The organism is Lysinibacillus sp. NPDC093190 (assembly GCF_050280425.1).
Taxonomy (GTDB): Bacteria; Bacillota; Bacilli; order Bacillales_A; family Planococcaceae; genus Lysinibacillus.
This window is the reverse complement of record NZ_JBNNVG010000022.1, coordinates 61,407-78,171: the sequence shown is the minus strand read 5'-3', so window position 1 is coordinate 78,171 and position 16,765 is coordinate 61,407. Positions and strand designations below refer to the sequence as shown.

Genomic DNA, 16,765 nt, shown 5'->3' with positions numbered 1-16,765 from the left:
CTACAACGTGTTTTGTCTGTGCGAAAGCGAAGCGTCAGCTACAACGTGTTTTGTCTGTGCGAAAGCGAAGCGTCAGCTACAACGTGTTTTGTCTGTGCGAAAGCGAAGCGTCAGCTACAACGTGTTTTGTCTGTAGCGAAAGCGAAGCGTCAGCTACAACGTGTTTTGTCTGTAGCGAAAGCGAAGCGCCAGCTACAACGTGTGTTGTCTGTAGCGAAAGCGAAGCGTCAGCTACAACGTGTGTTGTCTGTAGCGAAAGCGAAGCGTCAGCTACAAAAGAGATTTGCTGAAAGAAGTTAAACTAGAAAAATTTGCAGTTTTTATCCATATCCTTCAAACTATTAACATGACTAGAAAGAAAGGATGACTGAGACTAATGAAAAAATTAGTGTGCGCATTATTGCTTTCCATACTTGTTTTGGCAAGTGGCTTCACTGTACAAGCTGCTGGTTTTAAAGATGTGCCAGAAGATCACTATGCCTATGAAGCCATCATGTGGGCAGAGGAATATGATATCGTTAATGGCTATGCAGATGGTACATTTAAGCCCAATGCAACAATTACAGAGCAACAATTCGCAAAACTACTTGCAAATTTTTATGAGCTTGAATCACCATATGATGAGATAAAAAAACAAACCCCTGCAGCAATCTGGTCTGATGAATTTTACAATCGACTTGCAAGCTATGGTGTTCCATTAAACGGATATTTCGATAACACTATTCGAGCAGCTAGTGTAAAGCGCGGTGTTGTGGCACAGGCAATTACACATTTAGCTAATGGTAAAAGTGGATTAGATCAATCCATACAGTTTTTACTCGATTATTACATTTCCACTGGTCAAAACTTTCAGTATGAAAACCGCAATTTACAGAAGTTTTTTGGTGTAACTAACAATATGACACGAGCTCAAGTCGTGACAATGCTCTACCGTATGGATGAAAGAAATTTTTATGAAATTTCAGAGGACGCACAAGCAATTCATGAAAATAAGAGTAACGCTTCTTTAAATACACGAGCGAAAAATGGCCAAAATCAGCTAGATAAAACAATGCAGCTAACAACACCTTCTAAAAGTGCTTGGGATGGTACCTATTCGTATTACTATAAATGGGGTACAGGCTCAACTGATTTTAATCGCCGTGATGCCTATATTTTCAATGCAACAAGCAAAAGCTTTACTATATTCATTACTGCCAATGATGGGACAGCTGCTGGGAGTGTCGATGGGACAGCAACGATTACTTCTAGCACTAAGGCTGTGATGAACAAATCCTCAAACGGTAATCGGTGTGTATTAGAATTTGAACGCCTTAATAATGCACTAAAAATTACCGAGGTAGATTGTCGTACAGAGCATGATGAGGGAACTAATTTTTCTGGGACTTTAAAGAAGCAATAAGTTTTCCATAGGTCCAACTGAAAATATAGGAACACCCTTGAGGTACTTTTATAAATCATCATAATATCCTTCCATAGTGAAAGGAACTAAAAAGTGCGAAATGGATAAAAATATTCATTCGCACTTTTTTAAATTACTTTGAACTAACGTCTTAGTTTCGGAGTAACCAATGCAATCTTTTTTATTAAAAACAATTCTTGAAATTAAAAGAAAGCCAACATTTTGTTCAAACAAGTATTATCCCCTTTAAGTAGACAATGTTAAAAACCTACAGTACGATGTAGATAATATTTTACTTCAAGAGGATTTTTTTCAAACGCTCTACAAGTAATCCAGACTATTGAAAATTAGGATGATTCCAACAATACACATTATCCAAGAAAGGGCTGACCCTGTATTATTAGCTATTTTCACTCGAAGTTTCTTAAGAGGTTTTTGCATCCTCCGACCAAACAGGAGATAAAAGAGAAACAGCAAGAGGGAAGGCATCACCATGATAAAATTGTATCCAGCTAAAATAGAAGACCATTCCATCCATGATAGATTAGAAGTAGTCATTATTCCAATTGCTGCAAAATAAGGGAATGCCGTACCTACTTCAATTAATGAAGTAGTGAATCCCAGAGCCACAATTGAAAGAATGCTTTTTGATTTTGGAGAAGGCAGGTCTGAATTTTTCTTTGTTGGAACATAAAAACTTGCGATGAACAACATTGCTCCAATAATAAAGACTATCCAGCTTACAATTCGATTTTGAAATACGCCAGAAATAATCTCAAGCAAAAAACCTAATCCTAACATGAGTGAAACTCCAACAGCAAAATAAAATCCTGCAACCGTCAATAAATAAATCAATAAACGTTTAGTAAGTTTCTCTTTATCTGTTAAAAGTAGATACACCGTTACCCCTAATGTGGCAGGGCTTAACGTATCTAGTAAAGCCAAACCCCCTATCAGGAGAAGTAGTTCTGTACTCACCATTCTTCCCCCCTTACTCCGGTTGAGGATTATTCTTTTCAGCCATAAAAAATACATATGCCTGGTTCAACAACTCAAGTACATCCTGATCAATCGGATATAATCCCAGTTTCTCTGACTGCTTTTGCGACATCCTTATTTCCCATAGCTTATCTAAAAATTCATCTTCACCATCAAATTCCTCTAAACGCTTTTCATCCATTCTTCTAATGATATTTTGAACTTTGGTTGATTTTGGACCGTCCTTAATATAACGCTTAAACTGACCTATCAGAGCAATCCATTCCAGTGAATCGGAACTGTCACTTGTCATATTGGGAACCTTTTTCCATAGCTTTATTTCTTTTTCTTTAAATACAGATTCTCTATAGTTCTGCTGTATTTCTTTATCTTTACTGGATAATTGCATGATCTTCTGAATCGCAATCCAGTTTTCTTCACCTTCTATAGCAATTCCATGTATCAATTCCCGTAAGGACTGCTCTATTTTCTTTAAGTTTTCCTGTTCTTTTATTACAAAAGATAATTGACTCTTTAGACTATCCGACCAATCCCACTCACTGGAAGCGAGCATTTTCTTAATCTCATTTAAGCGAAATCCAATCTTTTTTAAAAATTGAATCTGCTGTAGTTTTTTTATTTCATTATTCGTATATAAACGATGACCACCTTCTGTTTTGGATGTTGGTTTTAATAATCCGATTTTATCGTAGTGACGTAGTGTTCTTACTGTAACACCAGTCAGCTCTCCCATCTTGTTAATGTGTATCAACTGATAAACCACCTTTCTGTACGTTAATACCTTATCGTTAACAACTGTTTTATTCATTCCACTTTTATTCTTCTTTACTAAAAAGAGTTTTAAGTAAGTACCCTGCTCCCAAGCCAATCAGTACACCAGGGAATGCATGATCCAGAGCCAGTCCAACACCAGCACCTATAATGACACATCCATAAATAATTATATCTCCCTGTTTCATCTAATCCTCCTTATTTTTCTAATTTATTTAGATATTGCAAAAAAGTAGTTACTTAACAGTATACAAAATGACGTAACGTAAGCTTCAAGGTTTTTTTAGACTTTTATTAATTAATTTATAGAAACCTTGAAACTGACGAGGGGTCACCTTCTATAATGGTATCCAAAGAGAGGAGTGGTGAAAATGAAGAAATACTGTATGGTTATGTCGGTTATTCTTACTATAATGTTTTTAAGTGCCTGTGCGGGAGGGGAGGAAAGCGAAGACATTCAAATGGCTTCCCTTAAAGATATAGATAGCATTTATATAGAGAATGGAAGCATCAATATAGATGTAGTATCAGCGGATATAGATGAATTGGAAGCATACTTACTTTTATACGACAATGGTCCGGGAATTGTAATGGAAAAAGGGAAACAAAAATTAACGATTCGATTAAAAAATGATATAAGTCGTCTGTTTAAAATCGACCGGATGCCACATTTGGAAGTTCGAATTCCTACTGAATTCAAAGGGGAAATCATTGTTAATGGCTCTTCTGGTAACGTAGGTGGTAAGGATCTGCAAACGCACGATCTCCAAGTTAATGGTAGCAGTGGTAACGTAAAACTTGACTTCCTTGACTTTCATAGTGAGGTTCACGTTACTACAACAAGTGGAAATGTGGACATTTCATTCAATGAGGATGAACCCGATGCCACGCTCCTTCTCAAATCCAACAGCGGAAGACGTTCAGTCGGCATTGTATTAAATGATAAACAACAAAGCAAAAAAGAAACAAAAGGAACGTCTGGGACCGGAAATTATAAAGTGCAGCTGGAAACCTCTTCAGGAAATATATCATTGAAATAAATACAGATACTACTTCAAAGTTAATGCCACTCCGAGAAGAAAGCGCTAACCCAGGGATTTAATAGAGAAGGTTTATTGAGGCATTATGAATATACTTGTGGAAGGTTTGATGATTTATATATGTACGCAATCATTAAAGGAGTCCTCAAATGAATTTAAAAAGGCCGAGTATCCTTATGTCGCTAACGGGGCAGTTTTGTTGAATAAGATTTTGTAAATGGGAAGGAGAGGACTAATTTATGTTATTTATGCTTTGGCTTGTCGTACCGTTATTAGGAGTTTTATGGTTTTTAAATTTCACTACTTTTTTGAAGAAGTTAAAGAATGGAAAAAGCACTCATAACGAAAATGTTTTAGGAGCAGTCTTAACTTTTATTTTTATCTTTGCTCTAATGTACTGCTATGCTGGAACCCACTAAATCAAAAAGATTGTGAACTATTGCACTTAAACGAAGGGTGCTTTAGTTAAACTTTCGATTCACGAAATATCAAAACAAAAAGACAGAATTTATTCTAGATGTTTTGTAGGTTAAATCTGCCTTTTTGTTTTAACAGCAACAATCTTTGAGAAAACAGCTTTTAGAAAAGACATTTGCTCAGCCTTATTTAACAGCAAACTAAAAGAATCCATTTTTATAAAAGATCGATCAAAATGGTACAGTTTTTATTATAGAAACAAATATGCTCTTAAAACTTTTTATACATCTTCATGGCAATCTCTATAAAATCAGCGAGATGCGGAGATATGTGTTTATCCTTATGCCAAGCGATATCCGTAAAAATATCTGCTAAATTCATGGATGTCGTCAGTTCTTTTAAACTATGGTTTTCTAACTCCTTCTCCACCACCATTTTGGGTAAGAATGAAATACCTAAGCCTGCCATCACACATTGCTTAATGGCTTCAATACTTGCAAATTCAATCATTTGTATTGGTAGCGTACCTTCCTGCTGTAGCTGTACTTCCAATTGATTACGGTAGGAGCAACCGCTTTCCGTCAAAAGCATCGTTTCATTTGAAAGTTGCTGTACAGAAATTACCTCTCTCTCCACGTTGCTATTAGTAGATGCACTGACAAATACTAATTGCTCTCGAATAAGTCGCTCCCGATGTAACATGGGTGTTTCCTTATATGCATCTGTAATAAACGCTATATCCAGATTGCCAGACTGCAATAAATCTTTGGCGATTTCCGTTGTATGTACAGGCTTAAAAATGATTTTTACTTGTGGATGGGCTTTCTGAAATTGTTGTAAAATACTCGGAAGACGGTACACACATTGACTTTCCTGTGCACCTATCTTTAACACCGCTTGTGCTTGTTCATTTAATACAGCTTTTTTCATCTCCCCATTTAAATCTAGCATTTTTTGGGCATATTGTTGTAATCGCTTGCCCTCCTCTGTAAGGGTAATGCGTTTTCCAAGCCTCTCAAAAAGGACTACGCCAAGCTCTTCTTCAAGCGATTTAATTTGTGCTGTAATACTTGACTGTGCATAATCTAGTAGCTGTGCAGTCTGCGTAAAACTTAACGTTTCTGAAGCTGTTAAAAACGTTTGCAGCTGTTTAAGATCCATCTTCCCCACCTCTAAATCGTTTTTTTCGATATATTTCATCGAAACATTCAGCTTTATCGATAATAAATATAAGTTTACACTAGTTATAGCCTGAAGGATAGAGGAGGGTTCTTATGAACATTACCGCTTTTATTGGTAGCTCTAGAGCCAATAGTAATAGTGAACAATTAGCTGATTATGTATTAGATGGCATAAATCATGTAAAAATAGATCTAAAAAATTTAACGATTGAGTCCATTCACGATTTACGCCATGATGACAATGGCTTTCAGTTTGTAGATGATGAATATGATCAAATTATCCATGCATTTTTAAGAAGTGATATCGTTATTTTTGCAACACCGATATATTGGTACAGCATGTCGGGAATCATGAAGAACATGGTGGATCGACTTAGTCAAGCTATTCGAGATGAGCGGTTTCCACAGCTAAAAGAAAAACTACAAACTACCGAGGCCATCGTTCTTGCTGTCGGTGGAGACGACCCATATATAAAGGGCCTACCAATGATTCAACAATTCCAATATATTTTTGATTTCTTAAAGATGCCGTTCTCCTCGTATATTATCGGAGAAGCAAACAAACCTGGTGAAATTATTCATGATGAACAAGCACTAATGCAGGCATCTTTATTAAATAAGAAGTTAAAAGCACGTATCTATCCCATATAAAAAAACGACCTGAAAGAGGCTAATCTTTTAGGTCGTTTCATAATGTTGAAAACAAAATGGTCGAGGAAATCATGGTGAGAATTGGTGTCCTTATAGTATGCCCTTCGGCAAAACGAGGGGTTGATTTCCGTTCCGACTGAGCGCTTTCCTGGGGCGTCCGATGAGCCGCTTCACTCGCGTTGCTCGCTCCAGGGTTTCGGGCCAACACGATGTTGGTCACGAAGGCGTTATCAAAGGATGTGATGGTTTTAGCCTTCGTTCCTCTATCGCTAATCCCCAAGGAGTCGCTCAGTCTCCACTCCAATCAACCATTTCACTTAGCATGTTCTTTTGACATGTTAGTCTTATTTATAGTGATAAAAACGAAACTTCAGCAACAATGTTTTATCTGTGCGAAAGCGTAATGACAGCACAAGCTGTGTTTTTTGCGAAAGTGAGTAATCTGGGACAGAAACAACCCCCATTTAATGTGCCATAATACATAATCTAATGTTAAATTTCCGCTTCTACCGGAATATGCTGGAATGTTGTAACATCAAATAACCCTGTATCTGTCAACTTTAAAGCAGGAATAACAGGTAAAGCAACAAATGAAAACGTCAATAAAAAATGGAAATCTAGTGTTGGATTGAGCTCGTGTAGGGCATTATGCAAACTTGCTAATTGCTTTTTGGCTTCATCAGCTGGTGCATCAGTCATTAAGCCTCCAATTGTTAATGGCATTTCCGCTAAAATCTCACCATCAGCTACTATGACAAAGCCGCCTTGAATTTCTTGAATGCGTGACAGAGCAAGTAGCATATCTTCATCATTCGTGCCTACTACTAATGCATTATGCGAATCATGAGCTACAGTAGTGGCCACTGCCCCTTTTCGTAAACCAAAGCCCTTCACAATCCCAAGACCTGTCGTATGCAAATTGTGATGACGCTCAATAACGGCTAGCTTTAGTAAATCCTGTTCAACTGACGGTACAAATACACCATCTTTCACAGGTACATCTATTACCAAATGGTTCGTAATAAGCTGATTCGGTATAATTTCCATTACATTCGCCTTCGTACCTTTTTGGAAAGGAATGCTGAGCATATCCTTCGTTACTTGCGGTAAATGTACAGAGCGATGGATATGTGCAGGTACATTAGATTCAGTGCGATTCGTTAACATAGCACCGTTTTCAGCAACCTTTTCACCATTTTTCCAAACTGCTTTTGCACGCATATTGTCGATGTTTTCGATTAGTACAAAATCAGCCTTATAGCCTGGCGCTAAAACTCCTCGATCATATAAACGATAACACTCAGCTGTATTAACAGTAGCAAGTTGAATGGCCTGCAACGGCTCCATCCCTTCCTCAATGGCCATTGCCACATCGAAGTTAATGCTACCTTCATTCATTAGCTCGTCAACGTATTTATCATCGGTACAAAAGCCAAAACGGCGAGCATTTGTTACATTGACAGCAGGCAATAGATCACGTAAATTTTTTGCTGCTGAGCCTTCACGAATTAGTACATACATCCCTTGCTCTACTCGATCAGTAGCCTCTTGTGCCGTTACACATTCATGATCTGTATGGATACCAGCTGCACGATAGCCCGTAATTTGATGACTATTTAAGCCCGCACAATGCCCATCAACCACTAGATTAGCCTGTTGTGAAAGGAGAATTTTTTCAAGCATGCCTACTTCTCCATTTAAAACAGCGGGAAAATCCATGACCTCCGCTAAACCTCGAACATCATCGTGCTTTAAAAACGGCTCTAAATCTGCTGCTGTCAGCGTTGCTCCTGCATTTTCAAAATGAGTGCCAGGTACACTAGATGGCAACATAACGAAGATATCCATATCTTCTTTTTTGGCATCGTCTAGCATAAACTGAATGCCCTCCGCACCTGCAACATTTGCAATTTCATGAGGATCTGTAATGACTGTTGTGATGCCATGCGGAATCAATATACGGCTAAATTCTGCAGGTGTTAGCATCGACGACTCAATATGTATATGTCCATCAATCAGACCTGGTACAACATATTTTCCTGCGGCATCCTCTTCTTTTTTAGCTTTAAATCTATTCATTGTATCGAGCGCCACAATTTGCCCATTGTTAACGACTATATCTGCTTTTTTCCACGTCAATGTAAAAACATCGGCAATTTGTGCATTACGCAATATAAAATCCGCCTCAATTTTTCCTTGCGATGTTAAAATATTTTGTGCAAGCTGTTGTAGTTTGTTTGTCATTCTCTGCACTCCTGTTTTCTTTTTGAATTATCATGCATGAATACTCGCCTAAATTCAAGTAAAGATTTATCATTTAACAAAGAATATTTTCCCCATTTTCAATAAATCATCAAAAAACGACCACATCTTAATGGTCGTTTGTAAATTCGAGTACTTTAGGTGGCTCCCCTTTTTTATTCATCAAGCGCATACGAATTGGCTCGATTTTTAGTGTAATCATTTCATCTTGATTACCAACGAAAATACTTGTAAAAAACTCAGCTAACTTATTTTTTATTCCTTCCTCTAGAATTTCTGTTAGCTTTCCTTCAATTTCAACATACGTATCACCAAAGCCTCTATTTTCGTATCCATATAATATATGTGTATATGGGTTTTTACGAAGCTCCTCCATTTTTTCAGAATGTTTATTCGTTACTGTGTACAATACAAAATCTTCATGTTGGAATGTCATATAACGTGAGAACGGTTTACCATTCTCAACTGTTGCCATCGTTCCTATTTTTTCTCGATTTAAAACTTCTAATATTTCATCTCGTACAGAGGTCATGTTATCTCATCCTTTCTGATTTCCTTATATTTTGTCCTTATTTAGCAAACCTAACCGTATTTTTTGAAAAGTATGAAATGACAATCTTCGGCTTATTTTAAAATCTATTGCTATAATAATTTGTTAGACAACATGAATTTTTAGAATGAGGGTTTTAATGATGAAGCAAGCATTTTTCACACGGTGTCTGTTCTTCTTTACAGGCATTTTGGTTTTATCCTTAGGTATAACGTTGACGATTAAAGGTCAAGTTTTTGGTGTTGGTTCGTGGGATGTGTTACATATCGGGCTAGTTAAAACATTTGGATTAACGATTGGTACTTGGTCAATTCTCATCGGACTAGCCATTTTAGCATTTGATATGGTAGTAACGAAGAAGTTTCCACTGCCTGGTACATTTATAGATATGTTTTTAGCAGGTATTTTTATTGATATTTTTAACTATTGGCTTCCAGATATAGATGGTTTTTGGATGCAGCTATTTTCTTATGTATCTGGCTTAGTATTACTTGGCTGGGGCTGCGGTATGTATATGGTGGCGAACTTAGGCATTGGTCCTCGTGATACATTAATGCTTCTAATGGTCCATAAGCTTGGCTGGAGTGTCACACGCTCTCGAACAACTATGGAAGTAACTGTGGCTATACTTGGTTTTTTACTTGGCGGACCTATTGGGGTTGGAACGGCTCTAATGGCTTTTGGACTTGGGCCAATTGTACAATTTGCTTTAACTTTTAACGAAAAATTATTTATGAGATTGACTGGCGTGAAAAGCGCTGTAATATAAAGGGGAGCTTTAATCAGTGAGGTTTTCTTCATTAACTACTGGATTTAGTTTTCATCAAGTAAGCTTTTACAGGCAATGGAGTCAATATGCATTGTCTTTTTTAGATTCAGTTCGGTAAAGAAGGTAACGCTTTTATCAAAATTTTATACTACATTGAACTTATCTTGAAATGGAGCCAATTTACAGAAGTAAATCGGCCCCTTTTTTCATATATTCTTAGCTTCTCATCTAATACGGGAGCAATCGAATCGTTTTTGTACGACTAATCGGTACTGCTGAGTCATGCTCGACGACAACAACAGTTGAAAATTTATTGTAATATTGGTCATCGTGAGCCTTCGGAGATAAAATAATAAGCTTTCGTTGTAATTCGTTTACATATAAATCAAACACTTTTTCTTTCCGTTCTTCATCTAATGCACTATCAAATTCATCTAGGACGATGAAGCTCGGTGAAGTATTTAAATTTTGTAGTAACGCAAGTGCAAATAATAGTGAGCTTAATGACTCTTCTCCGCCTGACACACCTTTTCCAAGCTTACCATGTCTGGCCTTTGTACCAACATCCTCTAAACGACCACTATGTCCAATTTTTCGTGCTTTAATATACAATTTAAAAATCGTACGACCTTTTTTATCTTCAAAACGTTCATATTCAATTTTTCCTTCAAATTGGAATTCATCCATATATTTCGTAAATAAATTGTTAATTTTAAGAACATTCATATTGATGGTTGTTTCAAGACGATTCTCATTTTCTAATGCTCGATTTCTGTGGATTTCTAAGTATTCCTGTGTCTGATCTACTGTCTCTTTTTTTATGTTAAAGTCATCTTTTACTGCAATATAATTACGCTCTGCCTCTGGATTCACATCTTCTACTCGTGCATTTTCAAAGTTGATACGGGCTGTAGTATTATCATTTTTCAACTTTGTCACAGTGTTATTTAATACTAGAGCCTCTTCTTGTACTTCAGCAAAAATATCTGGAATAATTGTTGCTAGCTCTTCCAAACGAAGCTGTTCTTGTAAAATGGAGGCTTCTGCCACTTCAAATTCTTCCTGATATTTGACAAGCAGCTTCTTCGTACCTTGCACTTCATTTTCTGCATCCGTAAAATCACGCTCAAGCGATCGAATATCACTTTCCTTCTGTCTACAAACATCATGGAGTTTATAGCTCTCATCCTTTAATTGATTAAGTTTGCTATTCGTCTCATCAATAGTATCATTCATGTCTTTTAACTTTAATTTCGTTTCTGTAAGTTGTTCTTGAACCTTCTTTAAAACTCCAAGCTGCTCATAAATATCTAACTCAGTTTTTAGCTTTTCTAATTCAAATTGGATACCTATTTTTTTTCCTTGCTCGTTTTGGAGTACTGCTGTCATCTGGATTTCATGTTTCTGAAGCTCAGTAAACTGTTCGTCTAGTTTTATTTTGTATTGTAGCTTATGATGCTTAAATTCAGCATCTACAACACTTGCTTCTGCCTTCTGTACATCCTTAATAATACTATTTAGCTTTTGCAAATTAATTTGGTTTTCTTTAAATTGTGTTGTCGCTACTGATAACGTTGTTTCAAGTTGAGTTCTTAATTGACGCATTGTGTTTAACTGCTCTGTCAGCATTTTATCATTTAAAATAACTGTATTTTTTTCTTGCGCACCTCGATAGCCGTGCTCGTCCACTAATAATTCACCTTGGATTTTTTTTTGCACTTGGATCTCGAAAAATTGCTGCGCCCACCATAATGCTTTTACGGCAAAATTTTGTTCTTTTTCCGATATTCCTTGTCGAATAACTAGTTTTTGCGCTGGTAAACTAGTTGTAAAACGTTCTGGTACAATGGAACGTAACGACACATGATACAAATCATTAAACGCTACTTTCTCTTTTGCATCATAAAAAATGGTGTATTTAATTGAATTCAAACGATTTTCATGTTCTATTGTGGCACCTTCAGCTAACGTAACTAAATCTCGGAATGTATAAGCCGAGATATCTCGTTGCTTGAATTGTTGTAAGCCCGCTAATTGACGAGCTGAATATATTTGATTGTTTTCACGTTGTGTAATTTCAATTGTTGTATCTTCAAGTGCCTGCTCTAAGGAAACTTTTTTCTTATAATAATCTTGAATTTGCTCTTCAAGATGTGTAATTTTTTGTTGTACTTGGTGGGAACTCGTATGCTCTGCTAGAAGTGCGATTGCTTCCTGTTCCTCTTTTTCAATTTGTTCTAGCTCCCATTTAAGGGTTAATCGAGTTTCATTCAGCTCATCCTTTTGCATAGTCAAATTTGTTAATTGCTGCTGTAATTGTTTATATTGCTGTTCAATAATAACTAGTTCTTGCTGTGCATCATTGAATTTTGCTTTTGTTACATCCTCTGTAAATCGAAGCTGTTTACGCTGTTCCTCTGTATGAACAAGTTGATCCTTTAATTCCTGCTCTGTCACAATCAAGGTCTCTCGTTTGTTGGATAACTGTTCAAGCAATGTTGATTTTGATCGCTTTTCCTCATCCATTAGCAGTTGCTTTTTATTAAGCTCTTGTAATAAGAGTTTTGCTTTTTCGATTTGTTTCTTTATTTGTACAATTTTTTCCTCTGTATCTTGACGAATGTCCGTTTGCTTTAGTTGTTTTTCTACAAGTTCTAGCTTTTGATTGTTGTATAATTGCACAAGTGACATGGTATAGACGATATGCGCTTTTCCTGCTTCATATAGACGGGCCTTGTTATTTTTCAAACGATCAAATTCTTCTTTTGCTATTTTCAAATTAAATTCAGCCTGCTTAACAACTGTCTTTGCAGCTATCAGTTCTTGTTCCAGTTCTTTAACACCTTCAATTGCCGTTTCCCAAGACTGCTGGATTTCAGTAATATTATGCATTTCACTAAATCGACGAAAACGCTCTTCTGGCGCCATCACAGCAAATTGATTCACTTCTTGCTGATACCAAATTAAATAAAATAAATCTGAATCAATTTTATATTTAAACTGTAAATCTTCTTTATATGTTGTAAAATTACGTTGGTTTGCATCACCTGAACGATAAATATCGCTTACAGTCAATGCGTCCTCTGTTTCTCCAGTTAGAACATGATATTCTCGCTGTAATGCACCTCGATTTGCATCCTGCTCAATCATTAAACGAAATGAAACAAAAGGTGCTGCATCAATTCGAGATGGCCCTTCATTTTTAAAGGTTAGCTCCACCATCGCTCTCCATTTTTCATGGCTTGGTAAATTATTTGATCGCAAGCCCTCTAAATCAATTTTTGACGAATATAGTACCGCTCCCATACAAAATGATATAGTTGATTTTCCTGTGCCATTTGGACCCGTGATTAGGATATGATCATTAGCTTGACCAAATAAAATGCGCGTTGGTTTATAGTCACGTATACCACTGAACTGCAGACGATAGGGAATCATAGTGCATCCTCCCGAATATACAGATTATAGCGTTTGAAAAATTTCAATACTTCTTCTTTATTTAACTGTGTAGATTGGGCAAATTCGGCAGTTCTCCGTAAAAATGAATCTGAAAACATATGAACACCAATCGCTGTTAACGAGTAAGCTTTTTCATTTTTTGAAATGTCATTTTCTTCTAATGCACCGATTTTTTTCAGTTGATCGATGTTTTTTAGTAATTTAGCACTCGCATTTAACAGCTCATGACCGAAATCTGTTAATATTTGCTGTACTAATGTATATTCATGATTTAGAACTTCCTGCTGATAAAACATATATAGTAAAATGGCAAGTGCCTCTTTGCTTAATGTTGATTTTGCATCCTTGGCAGAAACTCGCATCATCACGATCACGCGCGTTCTTTTTTCATCATAAATTACACGAAAGTAGCGATGCACTGCTGCATTTACACGTTCGATAAAAGAATAAAAAGCCATGTCATCATTTTTTATGTTTAATAGCTTTTCTAAATCCTTACGTCTTAAACCGTAATTACTGCCTAGTACACTTGCAGAAGATGAAAATAATAGCCGCATGAATGCTAGCTCTTCCTCCGCAGATAAATAGGCACGTAAATTACTCATTGTTGCGAGTTGTGCGTTTATGTCGTTGTAATGTAAATCGTCTGTCGTCATCTTCTATCCACTCCCATCGTTTATCGAATTGTTTTGTATCCGATACTTCTTTCATATTCACCTTTTGTTTACTCGTTAAAGCTGATACAGCTAAAAGTGATCGAATTGCGTCTCCCCATTCATCAGAGCTGGATTCAATTATTACTTCCTCTAGTTCACTTTCGCCATGTACGTCTAAATAGTGTTCGATTACATCCGTATTAATAATCGCCTTCGTCATTTGCCAAGCTGCATCTTCAAACAATTGTTGAACGGATTCACCTTCAACAACTGTTTCTTCAAAGTCGATTTCCTCCTCAGTCTCAATTGGATCATTTACTTTTGGCTCATAGGTTTCTAAATAGTGAATAGCTTCATCAATATCTTGTCCACCTATTGGAGCCGCAAATTTAATTGGCATCCAAATACCGTCAAGTTCCTCATCCTCATACTGTGCCTGCTCCATAAAACTAAATAAATCGTACGTATTTGGGATATTCGAATCGATTGGTGGGTTGTACATATTCACTATAAATGTACGTATCTTTTCTGGTGAAATCGAATCTGAGAGAGGCGTATCCTGCATCGTTACAAAGCGAATATATTTCGTAAGCATTCCTAGACTAAGGGCTGTTCCCTTTGATAAAACGGCTGTCCCACGTTGTACTAATTCACTCATCACTAAGCTCTCTTCTACTGTTTGGAACTGACTAAGTCGCTTTTGCATTTTTATTTCAAGTTCCTGCATTAGCTGATGGATAATTTCAAGCTGAGGTAAAGCATTTCGATCAGCAAAAAATTCCAATTGACGAAGTTCCAATTTTTGAATTGCATCTTCAACATTGTGAATCATAGATGCAATTTTATTGCCCCCTGAGATTCCATTATCATCATAGGCTGCACTAAGCTCCGCATCTCGTCGTGCTTGGAAGAGCGAACGTCCAATATCATCCTGTAAATAATAGGCTAATGAATCATTCGCAAGACGAATAAGTGCATCCATCATCCGTTTACCACGATCTAATAATTTTATTTGACGCGTTTGCTTCGTGAGCCAGCTATTTCGTGCCAAAATGTAAATTAAGTGATCAAGTTGCTTAATGGTTGGTGGTGCATCGTCGATATATGTATTGCGATAGCGATAATACAATATTTCTGTATCCTCAATCACGTCTGCTAGGCCTAAAGATTCCTCATATAAAAGCTGAATCGTATTCAGAAAGCGCAAAATTTCAAGCGGTGACTCATAAATTTGCTGACTCCCAAGCTCGTTTAATACACCAGCCAATGAGGCAATATCACGCATTGATGTTTTAAGCTCAGCTGTGTTTGATTCAACGTTAAAAATAGAGATTGGTGCACGCTTTACTGTATCCATTTCATCCATTGTTCTACATCTCCTAATTGCTGCTCTTGTTCGTGTTCAGCTATTTCAAGTTCACCAAGTAGCCACTTTTTATAGGCTTCGATATCAGAAAAAGTCTGATTATCCCTAGCAATGATTTTATACGGTGTATTAATCATTTGTACTGCATGCATAGCTATAGTTAAGCCTGCAACATCAAAATCTGTCCAAATAATCACAGTTTGTGTGGCGACTAGCTGACGAATCAACATTTTATGCGCAGACCTTATTTGACCATCTAAACATAAAATAAAGGAATTAGTACGCTGTAAAAAGCTCGTTTCCTTTGCCATTCGTGTAAGGATTGCTCTATTTTCGACAAGCCAAATAACGCTCGCATCTGTTTTATACGTATCCTTTAAAATGGCATCATCGGTTAATGCATGAATAACACCTTGTTGATAATAGCTAAATGTCCCTGTTAACTCACCCGTAAAAAAGACTGGTGTAATTTTCCCTAAACTAATTAATCCGCAATCGCTTGTCTGTACAGAGAATACACGTTCTAGCTCCTCGATAAATTCTTTTTGCTCACGGTCGAAAACTTTTGAGCCTCCAATCTTATCAAAAAGCGTTGCACCTATTTCTTTAAAATCAAACAGTACTCCTTCATTTGCCAATTGGAAAAAGCCGATTGAAAAGTGTAAAAAACGTAATCGTTTTTCAATCGACCAATGGGATAATAATTTTGTCGTATGTGCCAATTTTTCGATTGGCATTGCTACAAATTCATTTAATTGATGCACAGCTTGTTGGAGTTCTTTTATTGGTTGTATGTCAGCACTTTTTTGCAGCTGCAATGCAAAATTTTCTAACCTTTGCGTCTGCTGCTCGTTCTGTGCATCAAAATAGTACTTTAAACTTGGTCCAATTCGGTAATGGATTGCTTTTGCGGTACGTCCATCTTGTGCGAAGACAATTTCTTCTATAATCCACCCTTCCTTAATCCAGCTTTGAATTGTAGAAAAGTCTTCTGTTAGCTTTCGCTTTGCATTTTTTGTAAATTTATAATTTATAAGCTCTTGTGATGGCTTTGTTTTTGTTAGTTGCCCTACCTTTAAAAATGATACATTGCGATACGTTCGTGCAGTTTGTTTTGCTACCGTATACTGCTTAATTGTATCTGAAATATATTTTGGAGGTACTTCAAGGTGTTCCCCATTTTTGACAAAATACGAAGTCAAAAATTGTTCTATCATATTATCACACCCTTTCTCTCTCCAT

At 36.7% G+C, this 16,765-nt stretch carries 15 protein-coding genes and 1 pseudogene; 6 read left to right on the top strand and 10 right to left on the bottom strand.

Going from position 1 to position 16,765, the window contains the following annotated elements; translation table 11 throughout:
- Both ACQKOF_RS17080 and ACQKOF_RS17075 read left to right on the top strand, forming a co-directional pair.
- Nucleotides 1-300, top strand: a 300-nt coding sequence (locus tag ACQKOF_RS17080) for a hypothetical protein (RefSeq protein ID WP_427559454.1), incomplete at its 5' end; no start/stop codon positions are given.
- A gap of 76 nt (nt 301-376) precedes the next feature.
- Nucleotides 377-1,402 carry an S-layer homology domain-containing protein gene (locus ACQKOF_RS17075; RefSeq protein ID WP_427559452.1) on the top strand — a complete coding sequence of 342 codons (1,026 nt, stop codon included), beginning with the start codon at nt 377-379 and terminating at the stop codon, nt 1,400-1,402.
- A gap of 321 nt (nt 1,403-1,723) precedes the next feature.
- On the opposite strand, the gene ACQKOF_RS17070 is transcribed toward ACQKOF_RS17075, so the two are convergent.
- From ACQKOF_RS17070 to ACQKOF_RS17060, 3 genes are all read right to left on the bottom strand, one after another.
- Nucleotides 1,724-2,383, bottom strand: coding sequence for a GAP family protein (locus ACQKOF_RS17070; RefSeq protein WP_427559450.1), 660 nt, complete (start codon nt 2,381-2,383; stop codon nt 1,724-1,726).
- Between the two features lie 10 nt (nt 2,384-2,393).
- Entirely contained in the window at nt 2,394-3,152 is a 759-nt protein-coding gene (locus ACQKOF_RS17065; RefSeq protein WP_427559492.1) for a MerR family transcriptional regulator, read from the bottom strand.
- Between the two features lie 64 nt (nt 3,153-3,216).
- Complete coding sequence (locus ACQKOF_RS17060; protein WP_427559447.1) at nt 3,217-3,360, bottom strand: hypothetical protein; 144 nt, start codon at nt 3,358-3,360, stop codon at nt 3,217-3,219.
- A gap of 183 nt (nt 3,361-3,543) precedes the next feature.
- On the opposite strand from ACQKOF_RS17060, the gene ACQKOF_RS17055 reads away from it, so the two are divergent.
- On the top strand, nt 3,544-4,212 hold the full coding sequence (locus ACQKOF_RS17055; RefSeq protein ID WP_427559444.1) for a DUF4097 family beta strand repeat-containing protein: 669 nt from the start codon (nt 3,544-3,546) through the stop codon (nt 4,210-4,212).
- Nucleotides 4,213-4,257: 45 nt separating this feature from the next.
- Nucleotides 4,258-4,365 (top strand): annotated as a pseudogene (locus tag ACQKOF_RS17050) (GNAT family N-acetyltransferase); the annotation flags it as partial.
- A gap of 534 nt (nt 4,366-4,899) precedes the next feature.
- On the opposite strand, the gene ACQKOF_RS17045 reads toward ACQKOF_RS17050, so the two are convergent.
- Nucleotides 4,900-5,790 carry a LysR family transcriptional regulator gene (locus ACQKOF_RS17045; RefSeq protein WP_427559442.1) on the bottom strand — a complete coding sequence of 297 codons (891 nt, stop codon included), beginning with the start codon at nt 5,788-5,790 and terminating at the stop codon, nt 4,900-4,902.
- 113 nt (nt 5,791-5,903) lie between these two features.
- Between ACQKOF_RS17045 and ACQKOF_RS17040 the strand changes: the two genes are divergently transcribed.
- On the top strand, nt 5,904-6,461 hold the full coding sequence (locus ACQKOF_RS17040; protein WP_427559439.1) for a flavodoxin family protein: 558 nt from the start codon (nt 5,904-5,906) through the stop codon (nt 6,459-6,461).
- A 492-nt stretch (nt 6,462-6,953) separates the two neighbouring features.
- Here the strand turns inward: ACQKOF_RS17040 and ade are convergent, their stop codons facing one another.
- On the bottom strand, nt 6,954-8,705 hold the full coding sequence (ade, locus tag ACQKOF_RS17035; RefSeq protein ID WP_427559437.1) for an adenine deaminase: 1,752 nt from the start codon (nt 8,703-8,705) through the stop codon (nt 6,954-6,956).
- Nucleotides 8,706-8,832: 127 nt separating this feature from the next.
- Nucleotides 8,833-9,255 (bottom strand): pyridoxamine 5'-phosphate oxidase family protein, encoded by a 423-nt coding sequence (locus tag ACQKOF_RS17030; protein WP_427559435.1) that lies wholly within the window; start codon nt 9,253-9,255, stop codon nt 8,833-8,835.
- 160 nt (nt 9,256-9,415) lie between these two features.
- On the opposite strand from ACQKOF_RS17030, the gene ACQKOF_RS17025 reads away from it, so the two are divergent.
- Nucleotides 9,416-10,042, top strand: a complete 627-nt coding sequence (locus tag ACQKOF_RS17025) for a YczE/YyaS/YitT family protein (RefSeq protein WP_427559489.1) — start codon at nt 9,416-9,418, stop codon at nt 10,040-10,042.
- A 228-nt stretch (nt 10,043-10,270) separates the two neighbouring features.
- Here ACQKOF_RS17025 and ACQKOF_RS17020 read toward each other — a convergent pair whose 3' ends face one another.
- The 4 genes from ACQKOF_RS17020 to ACQKOF_RS17005 are packed head-to-tail and all read right to left on the bottom strand — an operon-like array spanning nt 10,271 to nt 16,740.
- A complete protein-coding gene (locus ACQKOF_RS17020; RefSeq protein WP_427559432.1) occupies nt 10,271-13,480 on the bottom strand; it encodes an AAA family ATPase in 3,210 nt (1,069 codons plus the stop codon).
- Nucleotides 13,477-14,157: a hypothetical protein gene (locus ACQKOF_RS17015; protein WP_427559430.1), complete on the bottom strand. Its 681-nt coding sequence runs from the start codon at nt 14,155-14,157 to the stop codon at nt 13,477-13,479. Before ACQKOF_RS17015 ends, ACQKOF_RS17020 begins: the two co-directional genes overlap by 4 nt.
- Nucleotides 14,099-15,523, bottom strand: coding sequence for a hypothetical protein (locus ACQKOF_RS17010; RefSeq protein ID WP_427559428.1), 1,425 nt, complete (start codon nt 15,521-15,523; stop codon nt 14,099-14,101). Before ACQKOF_RS17010 ends, ACQKOF_RS17015 begins: the two co-directional genes overlap by 59 nt.
- Complete coding sequence (locus tag ACQKOF_RS17005) at nt 15,502-16,740, bottom strand: DUF2399 domain-containing protein (protein ID WP_427559425.1); 1,239 nt, start codon at nt 16,738-16,740, stop codon at nt 15,502-15,504. Before ACQKOF_RS17005 ends, ACQKOF_RS17010 begins: the two co-directional genes overlap by 22 nt.
- Nucleotides 16,741-16,765 lie beyond the last annotated feature (25 nt).